The 19778-nt window shown below is 71.0% G+C and carries 15 protein-coding genes; 7 read left to right on the top strand and 8 right to left on the bottom strand.

Annotated elements, in window-relative coordinates:
- Positions 1–265 precede the first annotated feature (265 nt).
- Positions 266–2491 (top strand): SpoIIE family protein phosphatase, encoded by a 2226-nt coding sequence (locus tag ACFXOM_RS31055; RefSeq protein WP_384944547.1) that lies wholly within the window; start codon positions 266–268, stop codon positions 2489–2491.
- 429 nt (positions 2492–2920) lie between these two features.
- Here ACFXOM_RS31055 and ACFXOM_RS31050 read toward each other — a convergent pair whose 3' ends face one another.
- Positions 2921–3382, bottom strand: coding sequence for a hypothetical protein (locus ACFXOM_RS31050; protein WP_385040624.1), 462 nt, complete (start codon positions 3380–3382; stop codon positions 2921–2923).
- A gap of 546 nt (positions 3383–3928) precedes the next feature.
- Here ACFXOM_RS31050 and ACFXOM_RS31045 point away from each other — a divergent pair.
- On the top strand, positions 3929–4456 hold the full coding sequence (locus ACFXOM_RS31045) for a levansucrase (protein WP_385040621.1): 528 nt from the start codon (positions 3929–3931) through the stop codon (positions 4454–4456).
- 481 nt (positions 4457–4937) lie between these two features.
- On the opposite strand, the gene ACFXOM_RS31040 is transcribed toward ACFXOM_RS31045, so the two are convergent.
- The 4 genes from ACFXOM_RS31040 to ACFXOM_RS31025 all read right to left on the bottom strand — a co-directional run bounded on the left by ACFXOM_RS31040 (position 4938) and on the right by ACFXOM_RS31025 (position 9930).
- Positions 4938–5852, bottom strand: coding sequence for an AAA family ATPase (locus ACFXOM_RS31040; RefSeq protein WP_385040619.1), 915 nt, complete (start codon positions 5850–5852; stop codon positions 4938–4940).
- 2 nt (positions 5853–5854) lie between these two features.
- The gene (locus tag ACFXOM_RS31035; RefSeq protein WP_384941439.1) at positions 5855–7063 is read right to left on the bottom strand and encodes a T4 RnlA family RNA ligase; all 1209 of its coding nucleotides are present in this window, start codon (positions 7061–7063) and stop codon (positions 5855–5857) included.
- A 217-nt stretch (positions 7064–7280) separates the two neighbouring features.
- Positions 7281–8282: a serine/threonine-protein kinase gene (locus ACFXOM_RS31030; protein ID WP_385040627.1), complete on the bottom strand. Its 1002-nt coding sequence runs from the start codon at positions 8280–8282 to the stop codon at positions 7281–7283.
- A 415-nt stretch (positions 8283–8697) separates the two neighbouring features.
- The gene (locus ACFXOM_RS31025) at positions 8698–9930 is read right to left on the bottom strand and encodes an FAD-dependent oxidoreductase (RefSeq protein ID WP_385040616.1); all 1233 of its coding nucleotides are present in this window, start codon (positions 9928–9930) and stop codon (positions 8698–8700) included.
- A gap of 105 nt (positions 9931–10035) precedes the next feature.
- Here ACFXOM_RS31025 and ACFXOM_RS31020 point away from each other — a divergent pair, with 105 nt between their 5' ends.
- Positions 10036–11307, top strand: coding sequence for a cytochrome P450 (locus ACFXOM_RS31020; protein WP_384941442.1), 1272 nt, complete (start codon positions 10036–10038; stop codon positions 11305–11307).
- Positions 11308–11576: 269 nt separating this feature from the next.
- On the opposite strand, the gene ACFXOM_RS31015 is transcribed toward ACFXOM_RS31020, so the two are convergent.
- The 3 genes from ACFXOM_RS31015 to ACFXOM_RS31005 all read right to left on the bottom strand — a co-directional run bounded on the left by ACFXOM_RS31015 (position 11577) and on the right by ACFXOM_RS31005 (position 14826).
- Positions 11577–12140 carry a universal stress protein gene (locus ACFXOM_RS31015; RefSeq protein WP_384941443.1) on the bottom strand — a complete coding sequence of 188 codons (564 nt, stop codon included), beginning with the start codon at positions 12138–12140 and terminating at the stop codon, positions 11577–11579.
- Positions 12141–12401: 261 nt separating this feature from the next.
- Positions 12402–13484: an aromatic ring-hydroxylating dioxygenase subunit alpha gene (locus ACFXOM_RS31010; RefSeq protein ID WP_384941444.1), complete on the bottom strand. Its 1083-nt coding sequence runs from the start codon at positions 13482–13484 to the stop codon at positions 12402–12404.
- 505 nt (positions 13485–13989) lie between these two features.
- Positions 13990–14826 carry a DUF427 domain-containing protein gene (locus ACFXOM_RS31005; protein ID WP_384941450.1) on the bottom strand — a complete coding sequence of 279 codons (837 nt, stop codon included), beginning with the start codon at positions 14824–14826 and terminating at the stop codon, positions 13990–13992.
- A 426-nt stretch (positions 14827–15252) separates the two neighbouring features.
- Between ACFXOM_RS31005 and ACFXOM_RS31000 the strand changes: the two genes are divergently transcribed.
- The 4 genes from ACFXOM_RS31000 (at position 15253) to ACFXOM_RS30985 (ending at position 19721) form a co-directional block, all read left to right on the top strand.
- Positions 15253–16806 (top strand): phospholipase, encoded by a 1554-nt coding sequence (locus ACFXOM_RS31000; protein ID WP_384944561.1) that lies wholly within the window; start codon positions 15253–15255, stop codon positions 16804–16806.
- A gap of 118 nt (positions 16807–16924) precedes the next feature.
- Positions 16925–17572: a transcriptional regulator gene (locus ACFXOM_RS30995; RefSeq protein ID WP_384941453.1), complete on the top strand. Its 648-nt coding sequence runs from the start codon at positions 16925–16927 to the stop codon at positions 17570–17572.
- A 77-nt stretch (positions 17573–17649) separates the two neighbouring features.
- Entirely contained in the window at positions 17650–18783 is a 1134-nt protein-coding gene (locus tag ACFXOM_RS30990) for an aminotransferase class I/II-fold pyridoxal phosphate-dependent enzyme (RefSeq protein WP_384944563.1), read from the top strand.
- Positions 18780–19721: an ornithine cyclodeaminase family protein gene (locus tag ACFXOM_RS30985; protein WP_384944565.1), complete on the top strand. Its 942-nt coding sequence runs from the start codon at positions 18780–18782 to the stop codon at positions 19719–19721. The genes ACFXOM_RS30990 and ACFXOM_RS30985 overlap by 4 nt, the downstream gene beginning before the upstream one ends.
- Positions 19722–19778: the final 57 nt, after the last annotated feature.

Below are 19778 nucleotides of genomic sequence, written 5' to 3'. Positions count from 1 at the left end.
GCCCCGGGGGAAGCGGGAGGGGTTGGCGTGTGTGGGTGGGGGGGGGAAAAGGGGGGCCGCGGCGAAAGGGTGGGGTTGGGGTCGGGGGAGGGGAGGGGGCGATGGGGGCGGGGGGGTCCCTTCGGGGGGGAACGCCCTGCGCCATCGGCGACGGCCGGTGGCCCAGCAGTGGTGTTCCCGGTGGTGGAGGATCATGCTGGTCGGGAAGGCTGTGATTGTGGTGGTCCACGCCTTTCGCGGGGCGGCGAGGGTGAGGTGAGTGGAGATGGATCGGCTTCCCGCCTCTCCTGGTGAGCGCCCCGGCGCGGCGCAACCGCCCGCCGGTCCGGCGGGCGCCGGGGCAGGGACGGGCTTCGGAGAGTGGGCGTTCGTCCAGTCGCCCTGTGCGCTGGCCGTGTTCGGAGCGGATCTCCGGCTGGTTCGGGCCAACGCCGGGATGGAACTCCTGCTGTCTCGGACCGAGGACGAGGTGCTGGGCCTGCGGTGGGCGCACATCGTGCCTGACCGGAGGGGCGAAGCGGTCGAGCGCGGGATGCGGCAGGTGCTGGATACGGGGGAACCGCAGTCGCTGGACGTGCCGGTCCCCCCGGTAGGACGGGGCGCTGGTGGTGCCGGGAAGTGGTCCGGTTCGGTGGGTGTGGTGCGGGACGGGGAGGGGCGGCCGTGTGGGGTCTGCCTTGCGGTGCACCCGCGGCCGACGGCAGAGCAGCGACCGCCCGCACCGGGAGGTACGGGCACCGGCACCTCCTCGGCCATCGGCGGCAGCAACGTCGCGGAGGGCGCACGGGAACTGGCCGACAGGTTCGTGCCGGGCCTCGCCGATGTGGCCGTCGTCGATCTGCTCGAACAGCCCTGGGAGGCGCCCACCGACGGTGGTGGGGGCCGTCCGCACGCCGACACCGCTGCCGGGTCCGGCCCCGGCAGCGCTCTGGACGGTTCCGGAGCGCCCGGTGCGGCCCGGGGCGGCGTCGGTGGCGGCGTCGTGGGGCTGCGGCGGATGGGGGTGCGGTGCGCACCAGAGGTGGGCGGGGAGGCGGTGTTGTTGGCGGGACTGGGACAGGAGGCGGTGTGCCCGGCGTGGTCGCCGGTGGCCGCGTGCCTGGGCACGCGCCAGGGGATCGTCTGCGACGCGGCCGGTCCCACGGTGGTGCGATGGGTCGGCATGGACTCCCAGGCGGCGTGGATCACCGGAACGGGGATCCGTTCACTGCTGCTGGTCCCCTTGCTCGCCGGTGGCATGACGCTCGGCATCGCCGTGCTCGGTCGCAGCCGCACCCGCCCCTTCGCCCACGAGGAGGTGGAGCGGGCCGCGGAGATCGCCGGCCGGGCGGCGGCCGGTATCCACGCAGCGCGCCGCAGAGCCCGTGACCGCACCTCCACGATGACCCTGCAGCGCAGTCTGCTCCCGCAGACCCTGCCCGACCAGGCAGCTCTGGAGATCGCGACCCGCTACCTGCCGGCCGGGGGGCCGGCCGGCATCGGCGGTGACTGGTTCGACGTCATCCCGCTGTCCGGTGCCCGCATCGCCCTCGTCGTCGGCGATGTCGTCGGCCACGGCATCCGCGCCTCGGCGACCATGGGCCGTTTGCGTACCGCGGTACGCACCCTGGCCGACGTCGACCTGCCCCCCGACGAACTTCTCACCCACCTCGACGACCTCGTCATCCATCTCTCCGCCGACGAGACCACCACCACGGGCAGCGACACGGCGAGCGGTATCGGCACCACGTGCCTGTACGCCGTGTACGACCCCATCACCAGGCGCTGCACCCTGGCCCGTGCCGGACACCCTCCGCCGATCGTCGTCACCCCGGACAACGACGCCTATTTCCTGGACGTTCCCCCGGGGCCCCCGCTGGGACTCGGCGGGCTCCCCTTCGAGACCGCCGAAACCGAACTGCCCGAAGGGTCTCTCCTCGCCCTCTACACCGATGGCCTCCTCCAGACCCGTGAGCGCGACATCGACGAGGCCCTCGACACTCTGTTCGCCGCTCTCACCCACCCCTCCACCACCCTCGACACCGTCTGCGACCGGGTGCTGACCCGGCTCCTCACCCACCCGCCCGACGACGACATCGCCCTGCTCATCGGCCGTACGCGCACCCTCCCCTCCCACAACGTCGCCACCTGGGAACTCAGCCCCGATCCCGCCATCGTGGCGCAGGCCCGCCAACACACCACCCGCCAACTCACAGCCTGGGGCCTCGACCACGCCGTCTTCACCACCGAGCTCATCGTGAGCGAACTCGTCACCAACGCGATCCGCTACGGCCACCCGCCCATCCATCTGCGCCTCATCCACGACCACGCCACCCTCATCAGCGAGGTCTTCGACTCCAGCAACACCACGCCCCACCTCCGCCGGGCTCGCACCTACGACGAGGGCGGTCGCGGTCTCCTCCTCGTCGCCCAGCTCACCGAACGCTGGGGTACCCGCCACACGCCCACCGGCAAGACGATCTGGGCCGAGCAGACCCTCGCCCCCATGTGACGGCACGTGGTGCGGCGGAGGGCACCGCGCCGGTGACCCGCCCGGCACCCGCGACCGCGCCACGCCCGTCCGATGGACGATCCGGCCCCGGCCCGGTGCCGGGCAGTGGTGGTTCCTCGTGGCCGGCGCGATCGGAACCGTCGCGGGTGACCGTAGCGCCTGGCGGTGAACGGGCCCTCCCGCGGGTGAGGGGGCCCTGTCGGCCGGAGTGTGGGCGATCTCGACGCGGCGCGCCTCACTCCGGTCCACGGTCAAGCCACAACGCCCGGTGTACCGGTCGGGAACAGATGTCGCAGACGATCGCGGTGCGCCATCGGTCGGGGCGGGAGGGCAGAGGCGACCGGGTCCCGGAGCCCCGAGCATCCCGGCTCCGGTCGGGCCGGTGGGAGCGGCCCCGGAGATGCCGGCCACGTCCGTGCGCGGTCCGCCTCATGAGGGGGGCAACACGTCGGCCCTGATCAACGCCGGCCAGTCGCCGCCCAGGAACTGCCGCTGCCAGGTCTCCACTTCGCTCTCCGGGACCCGGTACTTCTCGGCCACGTCGGCAACGGTCGTGTCACCGGACAGAACGATGAGGACGACGTGCACCTTGTCCACCACCGACAGGTCGTGCCCGGCCTTGTCCGGCAGCTCGCCCAGCGGCAAACAGCCCGCCAGACCGGGCCCTCCGGAGGCTCCGGGTTCGGCGGGGGCGCCACCGGCGCCACCCACCCCTCCGTGCACTCCGCCGCCGCACTCGATCAGCCGTCCGAGGAGGCCGCCGGCACCGGCGGCATGCCCCACGCCCGTGATCACGTGCTGCGGGACGTCCGCGGCGCAGGCAGTGCCGGAGGCGATCGCCAGTGAGGCCACCACCAGCAGGACGGGGCGACTCCAAGCACGTGTGGACATGACGGTCTCCTTTCAGGGCGAAAGACGTTCTTGAGAGGGGAAGTTGGGAGGTCCCGGCGTACTGCCCCAGGTGCGCGACACCGCCGAGGGGCGCAAGCGGCCGTCCCTGGGTGAAGGTGGGTTGGGGTGTGTCCCGCGTGGTCGGGCCGGTGGCCCGACGGGGATGGGGCCCCTACCCGCAGGGGACCCACCAGCAGCCCCAACCAGCACCAACACCAGCCGACAACCACCACACGAAAACACCCGACCACCAGAAAGAACGAACCCCAACCAACGACATCCGCCCTCCCGCCAGCCCCCGCCCCATTCCGACGAGGACCACACCACCAGTACGCCCCACCCCCCACACCACCGTCACGTACCGACCAATCGGGACTTGACAAAACCCACCACACCCAACCGTGCAAGACGGGGCAACGCTCTCGCGACAGGGCGTTGCGTCCCTCCGCCCGCCGCTACGCCCCCCGCCGGCTCCGAGCAGCACGGTCAGGAGGGCACCCGGGCCCCGGTACCGCTGCGTCGGACCCCCTGCGCGATGATCTGGTCGTGGCAGAAGCATCAGCAGCAAGGACCTACCTCGAACTCGTCGAGCACCGATTGGCGGCGGACGGCTGCGCTCCCCGTCGGGAACAGTGGGAAGGCGGCCCCGTGCTCGTCGGCCGCCGGGCCGACTTCCGCATACGGTGGGCGGCTACGAGGCTGCACCTGTTCACGGTGGCGGCAACGGTCCCCGTGGTCACGGTGCCCGTCATCGAGGCCTTCACCCGGCAGGTCCTCGACCACGCCCGGGCGAACAAGGGGGGGCTGCCGGTGGGGTTGCAGACCGGGGTGGCGGCTTTCCCCGTCCTCGTGGGCGAGTGGGTGGACCCGGCGGCGATGCGCTGGGCGGAGGAACAGCAGCGCAATCGCTTCGCCTGCTTCGCGCGCCCGGTGGTCGTGGACGTGTCCCAGGGCCGTGTGGGCTACTACCGGGGCGTCCCGCTCGTGGGCCGGGCCTATGCGTCGCACATGCTCGAGAAGGCCGCCCTCTACTTCCCGTGGGACGACCGCCCCACGGGCCCGGACGGTTCGTGACGCGCGGTGGCTCCCCTGGGCCTCGCTCGGCCGGATGCCCGGCCGAGCTGGAGGAGACGGCCTGCGACGGGACGGCGACCAGCAGGAATCTGGGCACGCCCGTCCTCGTTCCCGGAGGATCCCTCCCCGACCGCCCTGCGTGTCCGGGGCGTGGAGATCCAAGATCAGGCGTGGCCGGCCGCCGCGGACGCGAGCCGCACCAGGAACGACTTGACCCACGGCCCCGCACTACGACCGCGTGACACCGGATCCGCACGGCGGAATCCCCTGCCGGGCGGTCCGGTCCCTCGCGGACCGTCCCGACGGCAGCTCGTCACCGGTGCGTCGTCACCGGCCCGCAATATCTCCGATGACCGCGCGCCCTCGTCGCTCGGCGAACGTCCGGGCACCGCACGGACGTTCGCCCCGCTCCTCCACCGACACGGGGGTGGGCCCCGGGGTGTCGAGGTCCGGGAATCACTCTCCCGGCCCCGAACCCCCGTCAGAAGTCGCCGTAGTTGACCTGCCAGGTCGGCAGCCCCATGCGCCGCCAGACGGCGACGACGCGGTCCCGGTCGTCGAGGGACACCCGCACGGCGAAGCGGCGGCGGACGTGCCGGTCGAAGAGCTCCGCCTTCACGACGTCGTCGCGGCGGCCGTCACCGGCGGCCCGCATCCACAGCTCGTCGTACGGGACGTCATGCCGACGCAGCCACTCCTCGGTCCTCTCCCGGTGCTCCTCGCCGCGGCCCGAGAGCAGGACGATGACGTCGCCGTCGGCACGGCGGAAGGAGTGCAGGGCACCGCGTACCGACACGTTGAGAAGGTCCTCGTCGCAGCGGGTGAAGTCGTACGGCCCGCGGTCGCCCCGCAGGGCGAGCGTGCCGTCGATGTCGCACATCACCGCGGCGGGCAGTGCCGGGTCGACCGTGTAGGGCTCGACCGCGGGCTGGTCGTTGAGCCAGGCGTCGGTGAGTGCCCAGCCGCCCCGCTTGGCCTTCGCGTGCTTGTCGGCCAGTATCCGGATGATCTCCTCGCCGACCGCCTGGGGCCGCGCCGCGTCGCGCCGTATGCACTCCTCGAGCGGAACGTCGGTGAAGTCGTGCACCACGAAGGTGGCCTGCCCGGCCACCGCCGCCTTCAGCCGCTTGGGGATGTACGGGGTCAGGTGGGTGTTGTCCACCACGACATCGAACCCGTCGTCGACCGCCGTACGAACGGCTGCGTCCTGGATGGCCAGCACGGTCTGCTCGTGCGCGTGGGACCGACCGCGCTCGGGCGCCGGAACGTCGAGCATCGCCCTCAGGTCGTCGAGGTTGACCCGGCGCATCCGGCCGCCGGCCGCCGTTTGGAGGCCGCGCGCAGCGGTCGTCTTCCCGGAGGCCGGGAGCCCCGTCATGACGTGTACTACGGGCACGCTCAGTTCTCCTCGTCGGTGGTGAAGGGGTCGGCCGCCTCGGGCCGGGCGAAGCGGTAGGTCATGAGTACGGTGGTACGCCCGTCGAGGCGCTGGAACACCGCGGGGCGGACGGCGGGATCGGGCAGCCGGCGCACCGCACGGGCGAACGCGGCGCGGTCTCCCGTGAGACCGGCCAGGGACCGGAACGCCTCGTCGATCGCATGCTCGCGGTCGGCGACCTCCTGCTCGATCCGCGCGATCACCTCGCGCACCCAGGCGTCGAACTCGTCCGGGACCTGTTCGAGCAGCGCGTCCAAGGGCTTTCCACCCGAGGCGTCGATGTCCGCCACCGAGCAGTTCAGTGCCTGTGCGACCTGCTTGGCGGGCAGTCCGGCGAAGCGCTGGATGCCGTGGCTGCGCCAGACGTCCCGCTCCGTGACGCCGGTGAGCACCTTGTGGAGCCGTACGTACTCGGACAGCTTGGCCTTGGCGCGCACGCCCGAGGCGAAGCGCAGCACGAAGCCCTCTGCGTCGGTGCCCGTGGCGGTGCGCCCGCCGGGCAGCCGATTGGACTCGGCCAGGGCGAGCAGATCAGCGAGTGGCATGGCAGGCCAGACGGTGACGACCGAGCCGATGCCGGCCCATTCCCCGGCGACCCGCGCCAGCGCGATCTCCGTGCCGTCCTTGGCGAAGGCGGCGAGCAGCACGAGGTCCCGGCGGTCCCCGTAGTCGACGACGATGCGGTTCTGCGGGTAGAGGATCTCGGCCAGGTAGGTCACACCGGGCACCAGGGCGGAGGTGTCCTTGCCGTCGAGCAGGCGCTGTGCCCACCGCGCCTGGGTGCTGATGAACGATCCCTTGGAAGCGACGCGCCACCGGCCGGCGTAGTGGAACACCACGGCGAGGCTGCCGTCGACCTTGTCGTACACCTCGAACGGCTCGTCCGGGAGGGCCGGCGCGTACGGCTGATCGGATGCGTGCTCACCGACGTTGAAGAACTTCGGCAGCGGCAGCGCGACGACCTCGCCGGTGACGTCATCGGCGACCAGGCCCCGGCAGCGTGTGGTCACGTGGTTCCATGCGCGCTCGTACTGGCACGTCCTCGTGTACGTGTAGATGGAGAGCGGCAGTTCGGGGTGCCGCTTGCGGGTGATGTGACCCGCTTCGACGGCTGCCGCCAACTCCTGTTGCGGTAGCAGCTCGTGGAGAGTCAGGTGGTCCTGGCTCATGTGTTCCTCCCGTTGGTGGGCCTTGATTGTCACGTGCGGGAGGCGTGATCGCGTAGTGAATTAGGGTGGTCCGCGGGGTGAGGATGCAGGTACACCAGGCGTGCGCGGTGGAACGGACGTGCGCCTCATTGTCGCCGTGGGCGCCCGCGCCCCGGCGCCGCGTGCGGCCGGCTGCCGACTCGGCTCCGGAGCGCGGGCGTTCCCTCCCCCGGGACGCTCAGTCCGGCAGCGCCCTGAAGACGGGACGTGCCCAGGCCGGTGGTTCCGGCGGCGAACCGGGGTGCTCCGGATCTTCGGTGGACGCCGCGACCAGTGCGTCCACCTGGGTCGGTGGACGGGCCCCCTTCGGTGCACCACCGGTGTCGGTGGCGCGCAGGGCCGCCACGAACTCGAGACACGAGCCGTAGCGGTCGTCCGGGACCTTCGACAGGGCCTTGCCAAGCACGTCGTCCACGGCGGGTCGGAGCCCCGGCCGCTTTTCGCTCAGCGGAGGCGGCTGGTCGTACTGGTGCGCCCACAGCAGCGCCAGGTCCTCCTCTCGCTGGAAGGGCGGCCGGCCGGTGAGTGTTTCGTAGACCACGCAGGCGAGGCTGTAGAGGTCACAGCGGCCGTCCACCGGACGGCCCGAGATCTGTTCCGGCGCGACGTAGTCGAGCGTGCCGACGAATTCGCCCACGGTGGTGAACCCCGTCAACGACAGCGACTTCTTCGTCAGCCCGAAGTCCGTGAGGTAGACGTGTTCGGGATGCTCGCTGTCGGTGCCCTTGGCAACCAGGATGTTGCCGGGTTTGACGTCCCTGTGGACCAGGTCGTGCTCGTGGGCCGCATCGAGGGCCGAGGCCACCTGGGCGGCGACACGGACGGCGGTCGGAAAGGGCAGCGGGCCGTCCCGGTCGAGCAGCGCCCTCAGGTCCAGACCGGAAACGTACCGCATGGCGATGTACAGGACGCCTTCGGTCTCCCCGGCCTCGAAGATCGGCACGATGTGGGGATGGTCGATGGCCGCCGCCACCCGCGACTCATGGGTGAACCGGCGCCTGAAGGTGTCGTTGCGGGCGAGCTCGGGGGCGAGCAGCTTGAGTGCGACGGTGCGGTCGAGACGCAGGTCCTTCGCCCGGTAGACCACGGCCATGCCGCCGCGGCCGATCTCGCGCTCCACCCGGTAGCCCGCGATCTGCGTGCCGATCAGGCCGGAGGGCCTGCCCGCGTACTCGCTCATGCCGTCCGCTTCCGTTGCCATCGGGGTCCCCCGCCGGCCGTCCGGCTCCGTACGGTGCGGTTCCCGATGCCCGACTCGGCGACCGGATCCCCCCGACGCCGCTTCGGGCCGGGGCGGTGGGCGCGGTCTCCGCCGGACGGCGTCCCACCATCGGCACGGGCGTTCGGGAACGACCAGCCCCGCCGAACGCCGGCGGTTCCGTCGGGGTGACCACCCCACCCGGGGGCGGTCGACACGATGAACGCCACTCCCATGACCAGAATTCTACCTATGAGTACCACTTTGTACTGCCGCGCCCGTGCCCCTGCACCGACCGGGAACAGGCCGAACGCCGGACCGGCGCGACGTACCGTCACGGCACGTCGCACCACACGAGGCCGCCCTCAAGCGGGACCTCGGCCGCCCGGGGAACGACTCAGCGGACGGAGGCCGCCGGGGGACGCTCGCGCAACGCCCCGTAGGCGAGGAAGTACGCAGGGACCCTCCTCACCCAGGGCGACGCGGTCACCAGTTCCGTCGCCCGCTGCGCGAGCTTCGGGTCGCCGAAGGCGGGACGACCCGCCAACAGCGGTTCGATGACCCGGGCGTGGGCGAACCGCTGAAGTCCCTGCGTCGCAGCGGTGGTCGGCCACCGGCGGCGCTGGATCCCCCGCACCTCCCGCAGCCCGACAATCCCCTCGCGCAGCGGCTCGACGAGGTGGCGGGCGGCCGCCACCGCGTCCTCGACGGCGAGGTTGATGCCGATGCCGAAGACCGGTGACATGGCGTGTGCTGCGTCGCCGATGCACAACAGCCCCGGCCGGTGCCAGCGCCGCAGGCGGTCGAGCCGCACGTCGAGCAGCTTCACGTCGTCCCAGGACTTCAGCGCGTCCGTCCGGTCCGCCATCCACGGCGCTGCCGCCGCGAATTCCCCCATGAACGCCTCGAGCCCCGCAGAGCGGCGACGGGCGTCCGTCCCCTTGGGAATGAGCGCAGCACACTGCCAGTAGTCGCCACGGTCGATCATTGCGGTGAAGAACCGGTCACCGACGCCACCCACCAGCCCCTGCGGGTCCCCTTCACTCCGCGGCAGCCGGAACCACCACGCATCCATCGGGCAGGAGAAGCTCTCCAGGCGCAGTTCGGGCATGGCCCGCGCCAGCGAGCCCCGCCCGTCGCAGGCGACCGTGATCGTCGCCCGCAGCTCTCCCTCGACACCGTCGGAGGTCCGATAGCGCACCCCGGTGACCCGTCCCCGTTCCCTCAGGAAGGACGTCGCCTCGGTGTTCATGCGCAGCGAGAACGAGGGCTCGCGCCGAGCCTCCTCGGCCAGGAGGTCCAGCAGGTCCCACTGCGGCACCATGGCGATGTAGTTGTACGGTCCCCGCAGTGCGCCGATGTCCCCGACGGTGACGAGCGAACGACCGGGACCGAGCGGCAGCTGGACCCTGGTCACACGGCGTTGCGGCAGCCCGGCGAACTGCTCCGCCAGTCCCAGGTCGTCGAGCAGGGACAGGGTGGAGGGATGGACGGTGTCCCCCCGGAAGTCCCGGAGGAAGTCTCCGTGCTTCTCCAGGACCGTGACGGCCACGCCGGCACGCGCCAGGAGCAGGCCGAGGACCATTCCGGCGGGTCCGCCACCCACCACACAACAGGTGGTCCGCTCCATCACAGACGCTCCCTCCGGGAATCCGGCACACCAGCATGGGCACATATACCCTCAAGAAGTGATCATTGCCATGAATTCGGCCAGTGAACTGCCCGAGGAGTCACGGTGAGCGAGCAACCGGTCCTTCTGCCCTACGCCGACCCTGCCTTCCTCACGGACCCCTTCCCGCTCTACCGCAGGCTGCGCGAGGAAGGGCCCGTGTGCCGCGCGGTCATCGCGGGCGGCCTGGAGGCCTGGCTGGTCACCCGTTACGAGGACGGCCTGGAAGCCCTGTCGGACCCGAGACTGAGCAGCGACGTCCGCGACGCCTCGGACCCCCGGTTGATGCAGTCCCTGCCGGCGACGGAGCGCGAGTCGATGCTGAGCAACATGCTCCGCTCCGACCCACCGGACCACACCCGGCTGCGCCGGCTGGTCTCGAAGGCGTTCACCGCACGCCGGGTGGCCGAGCTGCGGCCCCGGGTCCAGGAGGTCACCGACCGACTGCTGGACGCGGTCTCCCCGGCGGGACGTGCCGACCTCGTCGCGGACTTCGCGCTCCCCCTCCCGGTCACCGTCATCAGTGAACTGCTTGGCGTGCCGACGACGGAGCGCAACGACTTCCAGCGCTGGACCGACGACATGATCCTGCGGAGGGCGCAGCAGCCGGACCCCGAGGTGGTGGACGCGGCGTGGCGCCAGATGCGCACGTATCTGACCGGGCTGCTCGCGGACAAGCGGGCCAGGCCCGGGGACGACCTGCTCAGTGCGCTGGTCACGGCCAGGGACGAGGAGCAGCGGCTGAACGAGGACGAGCTCATCGCGATGGCGTTCCTCCTCCTGGTGGCGGGGTACATCACGACCGTCAATCTGATCGGGGGCGGGATGGCCGCCCTGCTCGCCCATCCCGATCAGCTGGCGTTGCTACGCGGCGATCCCGAGCTGCTGCCCGGGGCGATCGAGGAGTTCCTCCGCTACGACGGGCCCGTCAGTCCGGGGATCGCACGCTTCGCGCGCGAGGAGGTGACCATCGCGGGCGTCACGATCCCACGCGGAGACACCGTCCTGATCGCTTCCGCGATCGCCGACCGCGACCCCGACCGGTTCCACGATCCCGACCGGCTCGACATCACCCGCCGGGACAACGCGCACCTCGCCTTCGGGCACGGGATCCACTACTGCCTGGGGGCACCCCTGGCCAGGCTCGAGGGCCAGATCGCGATCGGGTCCGTACTGCGCAGGCTCCCCGACATCGCCCTTGCGGTCCCGCCGGGCGAGCTGACCTGGCGCCCGGGCGGGCTGCGCGGACCCACACGCCTGCCCGTCACGTTCACTCCGTCGGCCCCCGTCGGTACCGGGGCGCGAGACGGCGACGGTGGGCGGTCACGGACCCGGTGACCCGCCGGACGCGGAAGACGGTCAGCCGAAGGCGACCGTGGTGGTCCCCGACCCCAAGGAAGGGTCGTCGCCGACTCACGTGACCCCGGCGAGGTGGCGACCGAGCCGGGCGAGGTGTCCGCGACAGCACGCTGTTGACGGCGCGGCGAGCGGGAACGGGGCCCGGCGGGGACGCCACCGGCCATCCGAGTCGGCCCGGCGGGACCTGCGGGCTGCTGCTGGGCGATGGCGCGCCGGTCCCCGGCGACCCGGCTCGGACAACGGTGTCCTCACCCGTGGGAGGTGCCCAGCAACCGGCCGGTGTCGAGCGGCAGCCCCAGGGCATTGCGACGACGGACGGACTTCCACTCCGCCTCCAGCGGTGAAGGCGGTACGGCCATCACCGAGCACGTGGCGTGCATGAGGCAGTAGCGGGCCACCGGGCCGGGCTGGAAGCGGCGGAGGGCACCGCTGCGGCCGGCACCCACCACGAGCAGATCGCCCTCGCGGTCCGCCAGGTCCACCAGGCTTCGGCCCGGTGCACCGTGTACGGGAAGGGCCCGAAGGGGTACCCCGGGGTCGGTACCGCCGAGCGTGCCGTCGAGCGAGTCCACGAGTGCGTCCCAGGCCAGGCTCCGGCACTGCTGCGCCATGAGGGGGTCGGGGGCGGCACGTCGAGTGGCGACCAGTCCGCCAGGAACCACCCAGGCAGTCACCGCCCACAATTCCGCTCCGCGGCGAACGGCCTCCGACAAGGCCGCACGCAGGGCCGTCCGACTACCGGGGGAGCCGCTGACCCCGACCACGACGCGCTCAGCGCGATGCGCGCTCGGCAGTGATCCGTATGCGTTCATGGCTCGCCGCTCCCGTGGTACAGAAGCATGAGGACCGGGCGATGCACTGTCTGTGCTTCACCACTCCCTACGGAGAGCCTCGCACAAACGCTCGTGCCATGCGCCGTCCGGGCGTGAGGAAGACATGCGTGAGGAAGATAGTGAGAGTGATCCGGTCGCCGTCGGATCCGCATCGCGGAGCGGTGCGGGAAATCGGGAAATATCGGCACCCGGCACGCTGAAACGGCGGAACGGTCGGGGCACCCGGCCCCGAGTACGCCCTCAGGAATCCCTCATGCTCGTGTATCGACTTTCGAATGCGTGGACGTCCGCGTCCTTCTCCGGATACACCCCTCGGCTGAAAGCCCGCGACATGACGCCTTTCTGCGTGCGCTCGCACACGGTGTTGTCCTGCCCCGCGACCAGCTCATTGAATTCGACGACGGCGCTGGGGTCGAAGTCCGGACTGGCGACGCTGTCCGGGTGGAACAGGTAGTCCGTGACGATCCTGCTGGACGCGGGACCCGTCGGCTGGACCATGCTCGCGACGACCTCGCACCCGCTGACGTCCAGGAACATGCCCGGGAAGATCAGGGCGCCGTAGTACGAACCCGCCTCGTCGTCGGACATCCCGGGAATCCTCAGCAGATCGTGTTCCGCAGACGCCGACATGCTGGTCCTGCCGCCCGCCAAGGACACCCCTCCGTCCGTCCGTCCCTGTTCCGCCACCACGCCCGAGCGGAAGACGGGGACGATGTCGACGAGCTCCGGATGGACCGTGGGGCAGTGGAGGCACTCGTTGTAGTTCGCGACGATGATCTTCCAGTTGGCCTGCACCTCGTGCGTCACCCTGAACCCCCGACGCAGGCCAGTGAGGTCGAACCGTTCGAAGTCGAGCACGCCGTCTCGGTCGAGCGCTTCCCGGAGTGGTGGCGGGTCTTCTTTGCCGAGGTTGACGAAGAGGAACCCCTGCCAGGTGTCGATGTGCACCGGCCAGAGCCCGTAGTCGGACCTGGGGACCTCCTCGCGGGGAACGTTGGGCGTACCCCGGAGCCGTCCTTCCAGCGAGTACCGCCAGGCGTGATACGGACAGCTGAATCCAGAGGTGACCCGTCCCGCTTCGCCGTCGCACAGCCGGGACCCGCGGTGCCGGCAGACGTTGTAGAAGGCCCGTATGACCCCGTCCTTCCCGCGCACGACCAGGACGCTCTCGCCGACGACGTCGACAGTGACCCACTGCCCCGGCTCCGCGACGTCCTCGACCCGACCCACGCAGAGCCAGGAGGCGAAGAACACCTTCTCCCGGTCCAACGCGAAGACCTCAGGGGCGTAGTAGTCGGTCCCTGGCAGTGTCTCCCGGAGCATGTCCCCGCCTCTCCCTGAGTGCCGTCGGCCTCGGCCGGCCACACCCTCATCACTCGGGCAAAGTTTCTGACTAACTAATTAATCAGTGAACACCCGCGACTCCTCGCGTGTCAACGACCCGGAACGGGGTCCCCTTCCCCACCGGACGGAAGAGCGGAGGGCGCCGGCCGCATCCCGACGGCCGACCGTAGGCCCGGACGACACCGGGGAAGGAGCCGCACCGGATCGGCGCGGTCTACCGCACCCAGGTGGCCCCCTGCGCGACGCCGCCACTGCTCCACTTCCGCGGAAGCCACCTGCCGAAGCAATGCACGCGCGGACTCCTCGACGTCGTCCCCCGTGATCCCGTACGTACGACCGCCCCCGGACAGCCGCCGGCATCGCTGCAGCGGTGACGGTCCGTCAGGACGGACGCCCGGCAGTCCGTGAGGAGCACGTGCGCCTCCGGGAACGGCGTTGCGTTCGGCAAGGGTTGCTGGATGCGCGTACGGCTCCCGGCTCGTGCTCAGCGGTTCGGGGCGGGACCCCGGCGCGGCGGTTTGCTGAAGAAGGTGACGGGCCGCTGCTGCCGTTCGCCGTCCACGGTGATGTCGACGGACTCGTTGTAGAACGCCACCCTGTCCTTGATGACGCCCACCGCGGGCAGCGGATCGGGATAGCTCCACGCGATGTCCCGCCGTGTCCCGCCGCCGGGCCACGACCAGTACTCACCGGCCACACCCTTGTAGGGGCACCGCGTGTGCATGCGGACCGGGGTGAGGAGGTCGAGCCTGACGTCGACGCGCGGGACGTAGTAGCGGACCGGGAGGTCCGTCTCGAACAGCAGGACGGGGCTGTGCGTATCGGCAACGACCGTGCCGTCGATCTCGACCCGTACGTGACGGGTGCTGGGCAGCGCGTCCACGCGTTTGTGCGGGTCCCGTGGATGCACGAAGACCTCCTCCTCCTCTTCGTACCAGTGGTCGAGCGCGTTGCGCCCGAACCACTCGAAGGACACGTGACCGCCCAGCTCCTCTCCGGGGTAGGTCCACGCCGCTGCAGGAACCACCGATTCGCCCGCCTCGAGGTCGTAGAACACCGTCGACCCCGCATGCCGGCCGCTGGCGGGCCGCACCGTCCTGCGGAGCAGGTCCATCCGGACGTCCCCGGTGGGGAAGGCATACAGGGGCACAGGACGGCCCGGCTCCCACACCAGAAGCGGGCGCCGGCTGTCGACGACCGTGACGCCCTCCTTCACTCCGCGCACCCAACGCTCGCTGGGCTCCCAGATCACGGCGTCGTCCGGGTCGGGCGGACGACGGACGATCGGAACCGGCGGCGGGCCTCCGTGGCCTGCGGTCATCTCTCCTCCTCGGAGCGTGGCGCGCCGTTCCTCCGGTCGCACGGATCCCATGCCTTGCCCATCACGGTTTCCCCGTCCGCCCCGTGCGGCACACCCGATTCCCGCAAACGCGTCGCGACCGGCGCCCGCGCAGGCGAACGCGTGGCCCGGGCCGGGCACCCCACTCGGCTCGCGTCGGCATCGGCATCGGCATCGGCATCGGCATCGGCATCACGGCACCCTGCGGCGGAAGCCCGCGTCGCACCACTGGTAATTTTCAACGTGCCTGATCACCCGTGAGGGCGTACGGCCTGCGGATCGCCGCGCGCTGCTCCGGTGTCCGCACCCTTCGGCCCCCAAGTACCAGCACCTTCTGACAAGGAAGTGACATTGGCTCGTACCCGGCTCCGCCGTTTACCACGTTTCGTAGGAACCGCAGCGGTCTCCGTGCTCATCGGTCCGGCCCTGCCCGCCACTCCGGCGCTGGCCGACTCGCCGGCACCCCACCTCGACGTCGTCGAGCGGACGCTCCGCGAGGTCTCTCCGGGCCTCGAGGGACAGGTGTGGGAGCGCACCGGCGGCAACGCCCTCGACACCGGCGTCGGCGGTCCGTCCGACTGGTTGTTGCAGACCCCGGGCTGCTGGGGCGATCCCCACTGCACCGAGCGTCCGGGCACGGACAAGCTGCTGGCCAGGATGACGGAGAACATCTCGAAGGCCACGCACACCGTTGACATATCCACCCTGGCGCCCTTCCCCGACGGGCCCTTCCAGGACGCGATCGTCGCGGGTCTCAAGAAGTCCGCCGGTGCGGGCAACAAGCTCACGGTGCGCGTCCTCGTGGGCGCCGCTCCGATCTACCACCTCAACGTGGTGCCGTCGACGTACCGTGACGAGCTGCGCTCCCGGCTCGGCGCGGACGCCGACAGCGTCACGCTGAACGTGGCGTCGATGACGACGTCCAAGACCGGATTCTCGTGGAACCACTCCAAACTGCTGGTCGTCGACGGCCGGTCGGTGGTCACCGGTGGCATCAACAACTGGAAGAACGACTACGTCACCACCACGCACCCGGTGGCCGACGTCGACCTGGCGCTGACCGGCCCCGCGGCGGGGTCGGCCAGTAGGTACCTCGACCAGCTCTGGTCCTGGACGTGCCAGAACTCCGGCAACCTCGCCAAGGTCTGGTTCGCCTCCTCCGGAGGAGCCGGTTGCATACCGACGCTCGGCCACGGAACCGAGCCGACCGCCCCGAGCGGAAACGTTCCCGTGATCGCCGTGGGTGGCCTCGGCGTCGGTATCAGGAGCGTCGATCCGTCATCGTCGTTCAAGCCGTTCCTGCCCACCGCGTCCGACACCAAGTGCCTGGTGGGCGTGCACGACTACACCAACGCGGACCGCGACTACGACACGGTGAACCCCGAGGAGAGCGCCTTGCGGGCACTCGTCGGGAGCGCCAAGGAGCACATCGAGATCTCCCAGCAGGACCTGCACGCCACCTGTCCGCCGCTGCCCCGCTACGACGTGCGCCTCTACGACGTGCTCGCGGCGAAGCTGGCGGCCGGGGTGAAGGTGCGCATCGTGGTCAGCGACCCCGCCAACCGGGGGGCGATCGGCAGCGGCGGCTACTCGCAGATCACATCGCTGAACGAGATCAGCGACGCCCTGCGGGGCCGCCTAGCCCTGCGCACCGGCGGAGTCCCGCAGGCCAAGGCAGCGATGTGCGCCAATCTCCAGCTCGCCACGGGCCGTAGTGCCGACAGCGCCACGTGGGCCGACGGAAAGCCCTACGCCCAGCACCACAAGCTGGTGTCCGTGGACGGTTCGGCGTTCTACCTCGGGTCGAAGAACCTGTACCCGTCCTGGCTGCAGGACTTCGGCTACATCGTCGAAAGCCCGTCGGCCGCGGCCCAGCTGGATGTCGACCTGCTGGCGCCCCAGTGGGCGTACTCGCAGGCGACGGCCACCTTCGACTACGCCCGCGGGATCTGCCAGGGCTGAGTCACTTCCCGCCCGGATGTCAGGCGGGTGGGCGGGTCTCCGGTTCGGAGACCCGCCCTTCGCGTTCCACTCCGGCGTGACTGGACAGTCTGTCCAGTCTGGACGTACAGTCCAGTCCATGACGAACGCGGAAGAGGAGCCGGATCCCCGGGTGGCGACGTGGGCACCGGTGTGCCAGGCCGTCGTGCTCCTCCTCGGCCCGTACGCCGAGGTGGTCCTGCACGATCCCGACACCGACCGGGTACTGGCCGTCTGGAACCCGATGACCTCACGCAAGCCCGGTGACCCGTCGCTCCTGGGCGAACTGGACGCACTCGACCCCTCGGCTCACGACGTCTACGGGCCGTACGGGAAGATGCTCGCGGACGGGCGGCGCCTCTCCTCGGTCAGCGCGGTCCTGCGGGACGACCGGGGCCGACCGAACGCAGTACTGTGCATCAACCTCGACCGAACGCCTCTCGAGCAGGCCTCGACCGTGCTGGCCGCGTTCGGAGCACCGACCGTCCAGCGACCTGAGCCCCTCTTCGAACAGGACTGGACCGAACGCGTCCACCAGGTCGTCGGCGCGTACGTACGCGAGACGGGACGTCCCGTCGAACGCCTCGGACGACGGGACCGCCTCACGGTGATCGGTCGGCTCGACGAAGCCGGCGTGTTCTCGGTACGCCGCGCAGCACCCGCCGTGGCCGCCGCCCTGAAAGCCTCACGCTCCACGATCTACGCCCTGCTCTCCGAGCACAGAGCGCAAGGGGCGGCGCCGCCCTGACAGCCGTACCCGGAACCCCTGGCCCCTCCGATCTGCGCATGACCAGAGCAACCACTCCCCAAAGGTAGGACCGCGCCATGACCCGGCTGCCCGACTTCCGGCTGGAAACCTACTTCTCCCGTTGGGAGTTCCGCGCCCGACACCACATGACCGCCTCGGACGTCCAGACCATGACGCTCGGCGAACTGCTCGGGCTCGCCGACGACACGGACCGGGACGCCTTCCGCAACCTGTCCCTCGGATACACCGAGACGTTCGGCGACCCCGCGCTGCGCGAGGTCATCGCCGAGACGTACGAGAAGGCGGACGCCGATGACGTCATCTGCTTCGCCGGCGCTGAGGAAGCGCTCTACCTCGCCATGAACGTCCTGCTCGGCCCGGACGACCACGCGGTGGTCGTGACCCCCAACTACCAGGCCGCCGAGACCGTGCCGCTCGCGCTGTGCGAGGTGACCGGGGTGGCTCTGGACCCGGACCGGGACTGGGCCCTCGATCTCGATGCGGTGGCAGCGGCGATCGAGCCCCGCACCAGGGTCGTCTCGGTCAACTTCCCCAACAATCCCACCGGCAAGGTCATCGGTGCCGCCGACTTCGCGGCTCTGGCCCGGATGTGCGACGAGCGCGGCATCCACCTCTTCAGCGACGAGGTCTACCGGGGATTGGAACGCGATCCCGCGAGGACCCTCCCGCAGGCCGCCGACCTGTCCGAACGCGCCCTCTCCCTGAACGTGACCTCGAAGTCCCTGGGCCTGCCGGGGCTTCGGATCGGCTGGATCGCCTGTCGGGACCGAGCCCTGCGGTCCCGCCTGGAGCGCGCCAAGCACTACACGACCATCTGCAACGCGGGGCCGAGCGAGGTCCTGGCCCGTATCGCACTCAAGGCACGGGAGACCATCCTGGAGCGCAACCGGGCCCTGATCGCCGCGAACCTGCCGCTGTTCGACGCCTTCTTCGCGACGTACGCCGACGACTTCGCCTGGCGGGCGCCGGACGGCGGCTGCGTCGCCTACCCCCGCTACCTCGGAGCGAACGGCGTCGAGGAGTTCTGCACCCGTCTGGTCCAGGAGGCGGGCGTCCTGCTCCTACCGGCGAGCATCTACCGCTCGGACCTCACCGCCACTCCCGCCGACCGGTTCCGTATCGGCGTGGGTCGTAGGAACCCGGAGGAAGGCCTCGCCGCATTCGACCGGTGGATGCGGACACGCCGGTGAAGCTCCGCGTCCTGGACCCCGAGGCCATCGAGCGGGCCGCCTCCCCCGGACTCGTGCTGGACGCCGTCCGCGATGCTCTGATCGCGCACGCCGCGGGCCGCACGGTCGTACCGCCGCCCCTGCACATGGACTTCCCCGATGCCGAAGGGGACTGCCACGTCAAGGCCGGCCGGCTCACCGATTCGGCCGACTTCACCGTCAAGGTAGCGACCGGCTTCTACGGCAACCCGGGACTCGGGCTGCCCGCCAACCACGGTCTGGTCTGCGTGATCAGCGCCCGAACCGGCCGGATCCGTGCCGTGTTGGACGACCGCGGCATGCTCACCGCCTGGCGGACGGCCGCGGCGGGCGCACTGGTCACGCACGCCATGGCGCGCCGGGACGCCACGACCGCCGCCGTTTTCGGCACCGGCGAACAGGCACGCCTCCAGATCACCTGGCTTGCCGAACTCCGCCCGATCAGCGGGGTGCTGGTGCACGGCCGCAGCATGGAGCGGTCCCGGGCGGTGTGCGACTGGCTCGCCGCACGCGGACTGGACGCCAGGCCCGCATCGGCCGATGAGGCGGCGGGGGCCGACATGGTCCTCACGACGACACCGGCCACGACCCCGGTCCTGAAGTCCGCTGCGGTAAGGGAGGGCACGCACGTCACGGGCATCGGTACCGACATGCCGCACAAGAACGAGCTGCCCGCCGCGCTGTTCGGCCGTGCCCGCATCATCGCGACCGACGACCACGACCAGTGCCTGGACCACGGTGACTTCGGCCACGCGGTCAGGGCGGGGACCACGGCCGAGGACAGCGACGTTGCGGCGGGCGTCGTGCTCGCGGCACGCCCCGCGCGGGCGGACGACGCCGTCACCGTCGCCGACCTCACCGGAGTCGGCGCGCTCGACGCCGCGGTCGCCTCGGCAGTCCTCGATCGGCTCGATCCGTAGGCCGGTTGCCCGTGGCTCCGGCGCGGGCCCGCGTCGGACGCACCCGTGCCCCGCGCA

This window comes from Streptomyces sp. NPDC059169, from assembly GCF_042755225.1.
Classification (GTDB): Bacteria; Actinomycetota; Actinomycetes; order Streptomycetales; family Streptomycetaceae; genus Streptomyces.
The sequence above is the reverse complement of the archived record's forward strand: the minus strand, read 5'-3'. Positions and strand labels throughout refer to the sequence as shown.

Excerpts from the sequence above, each read along its gene's own strand:
- ACFXOM_RS31055 (WP_384944547.1), top strand. The coding sequence starts at position 266 with ATGGATCGGCTTCCCGCCTCTCCTGGTGAGCGCCCCGGCGCGGCGCAA.
- ACFXOM_RS31050 (WP_385040624.1), bottom strand. The coding sequence starts at position 3,382 with ATGTCCACACGTGCTTGGAGTCGCCCCGTCCTGCTGGTGGTGGCCTCA.
- ACFXOM_RS31035 (WP_384941439.1), bottom strand. The coding sequence starts at position 7,063 with ATGAGCCAGGACCACCTGACTCTCCACGAGCTGCTACCGCAACAGGAG.
- ACFXOM_RS31030 (WP_385040627.1), bottom strand. The coding sequence starts at position 8,282 with ATGAGCGAGTACGCGGGCAGGCCCTCCGGCCTGATCGGCACGCAGATC.
- ACFXOM_RS31025 (WP_385040616.1), bottom strand. The coding sequence starts at position 9,930 with ATGGAGCGGACCACCTGTTGTGTGGTGGGTGGCGGACCCGCCGGAATG.
- ACFXOM_RS31015 (WP_384941443.1), bottom strand. The coding sequence starts at position 12,140 with ATGAACGCATACGGATCACTGCCGAGCGCGCATCGCGCTGAGCGCGTC.
- ACFXOM_RS31010 (WP_384941444.1), bottom strand. The coding sequence starts at position 13,484 with ATGCTCCGGGAGACACTGCCAGGGACCGACTACTACGCCCCTGAGGTC.
- ACFXOM_RS31005 (WP_384941450.1), bottom strand. The coding sequence starts at position 14,826 with ATGACCGCAGGCCACGGAGGCCCGCCGCCGGTTCCGATCGTCCGTCGT.
- ACFXOM_RS30995 (WP_384941453.1), top strand. The coding sequence starts at position 16,925 with ATGACGAACGCGGAAGAGGAGCCGGATCCCCGGGTGGCGACGTGGGCA.
- ACFXOM_RS30990 (WP_384944563.1), top strand. The coding sequence starts at position 17,650 with ATGACCCGGCTGCCCGACTTCCGGCTGGAAACCTACTTCTCCCGTTGG.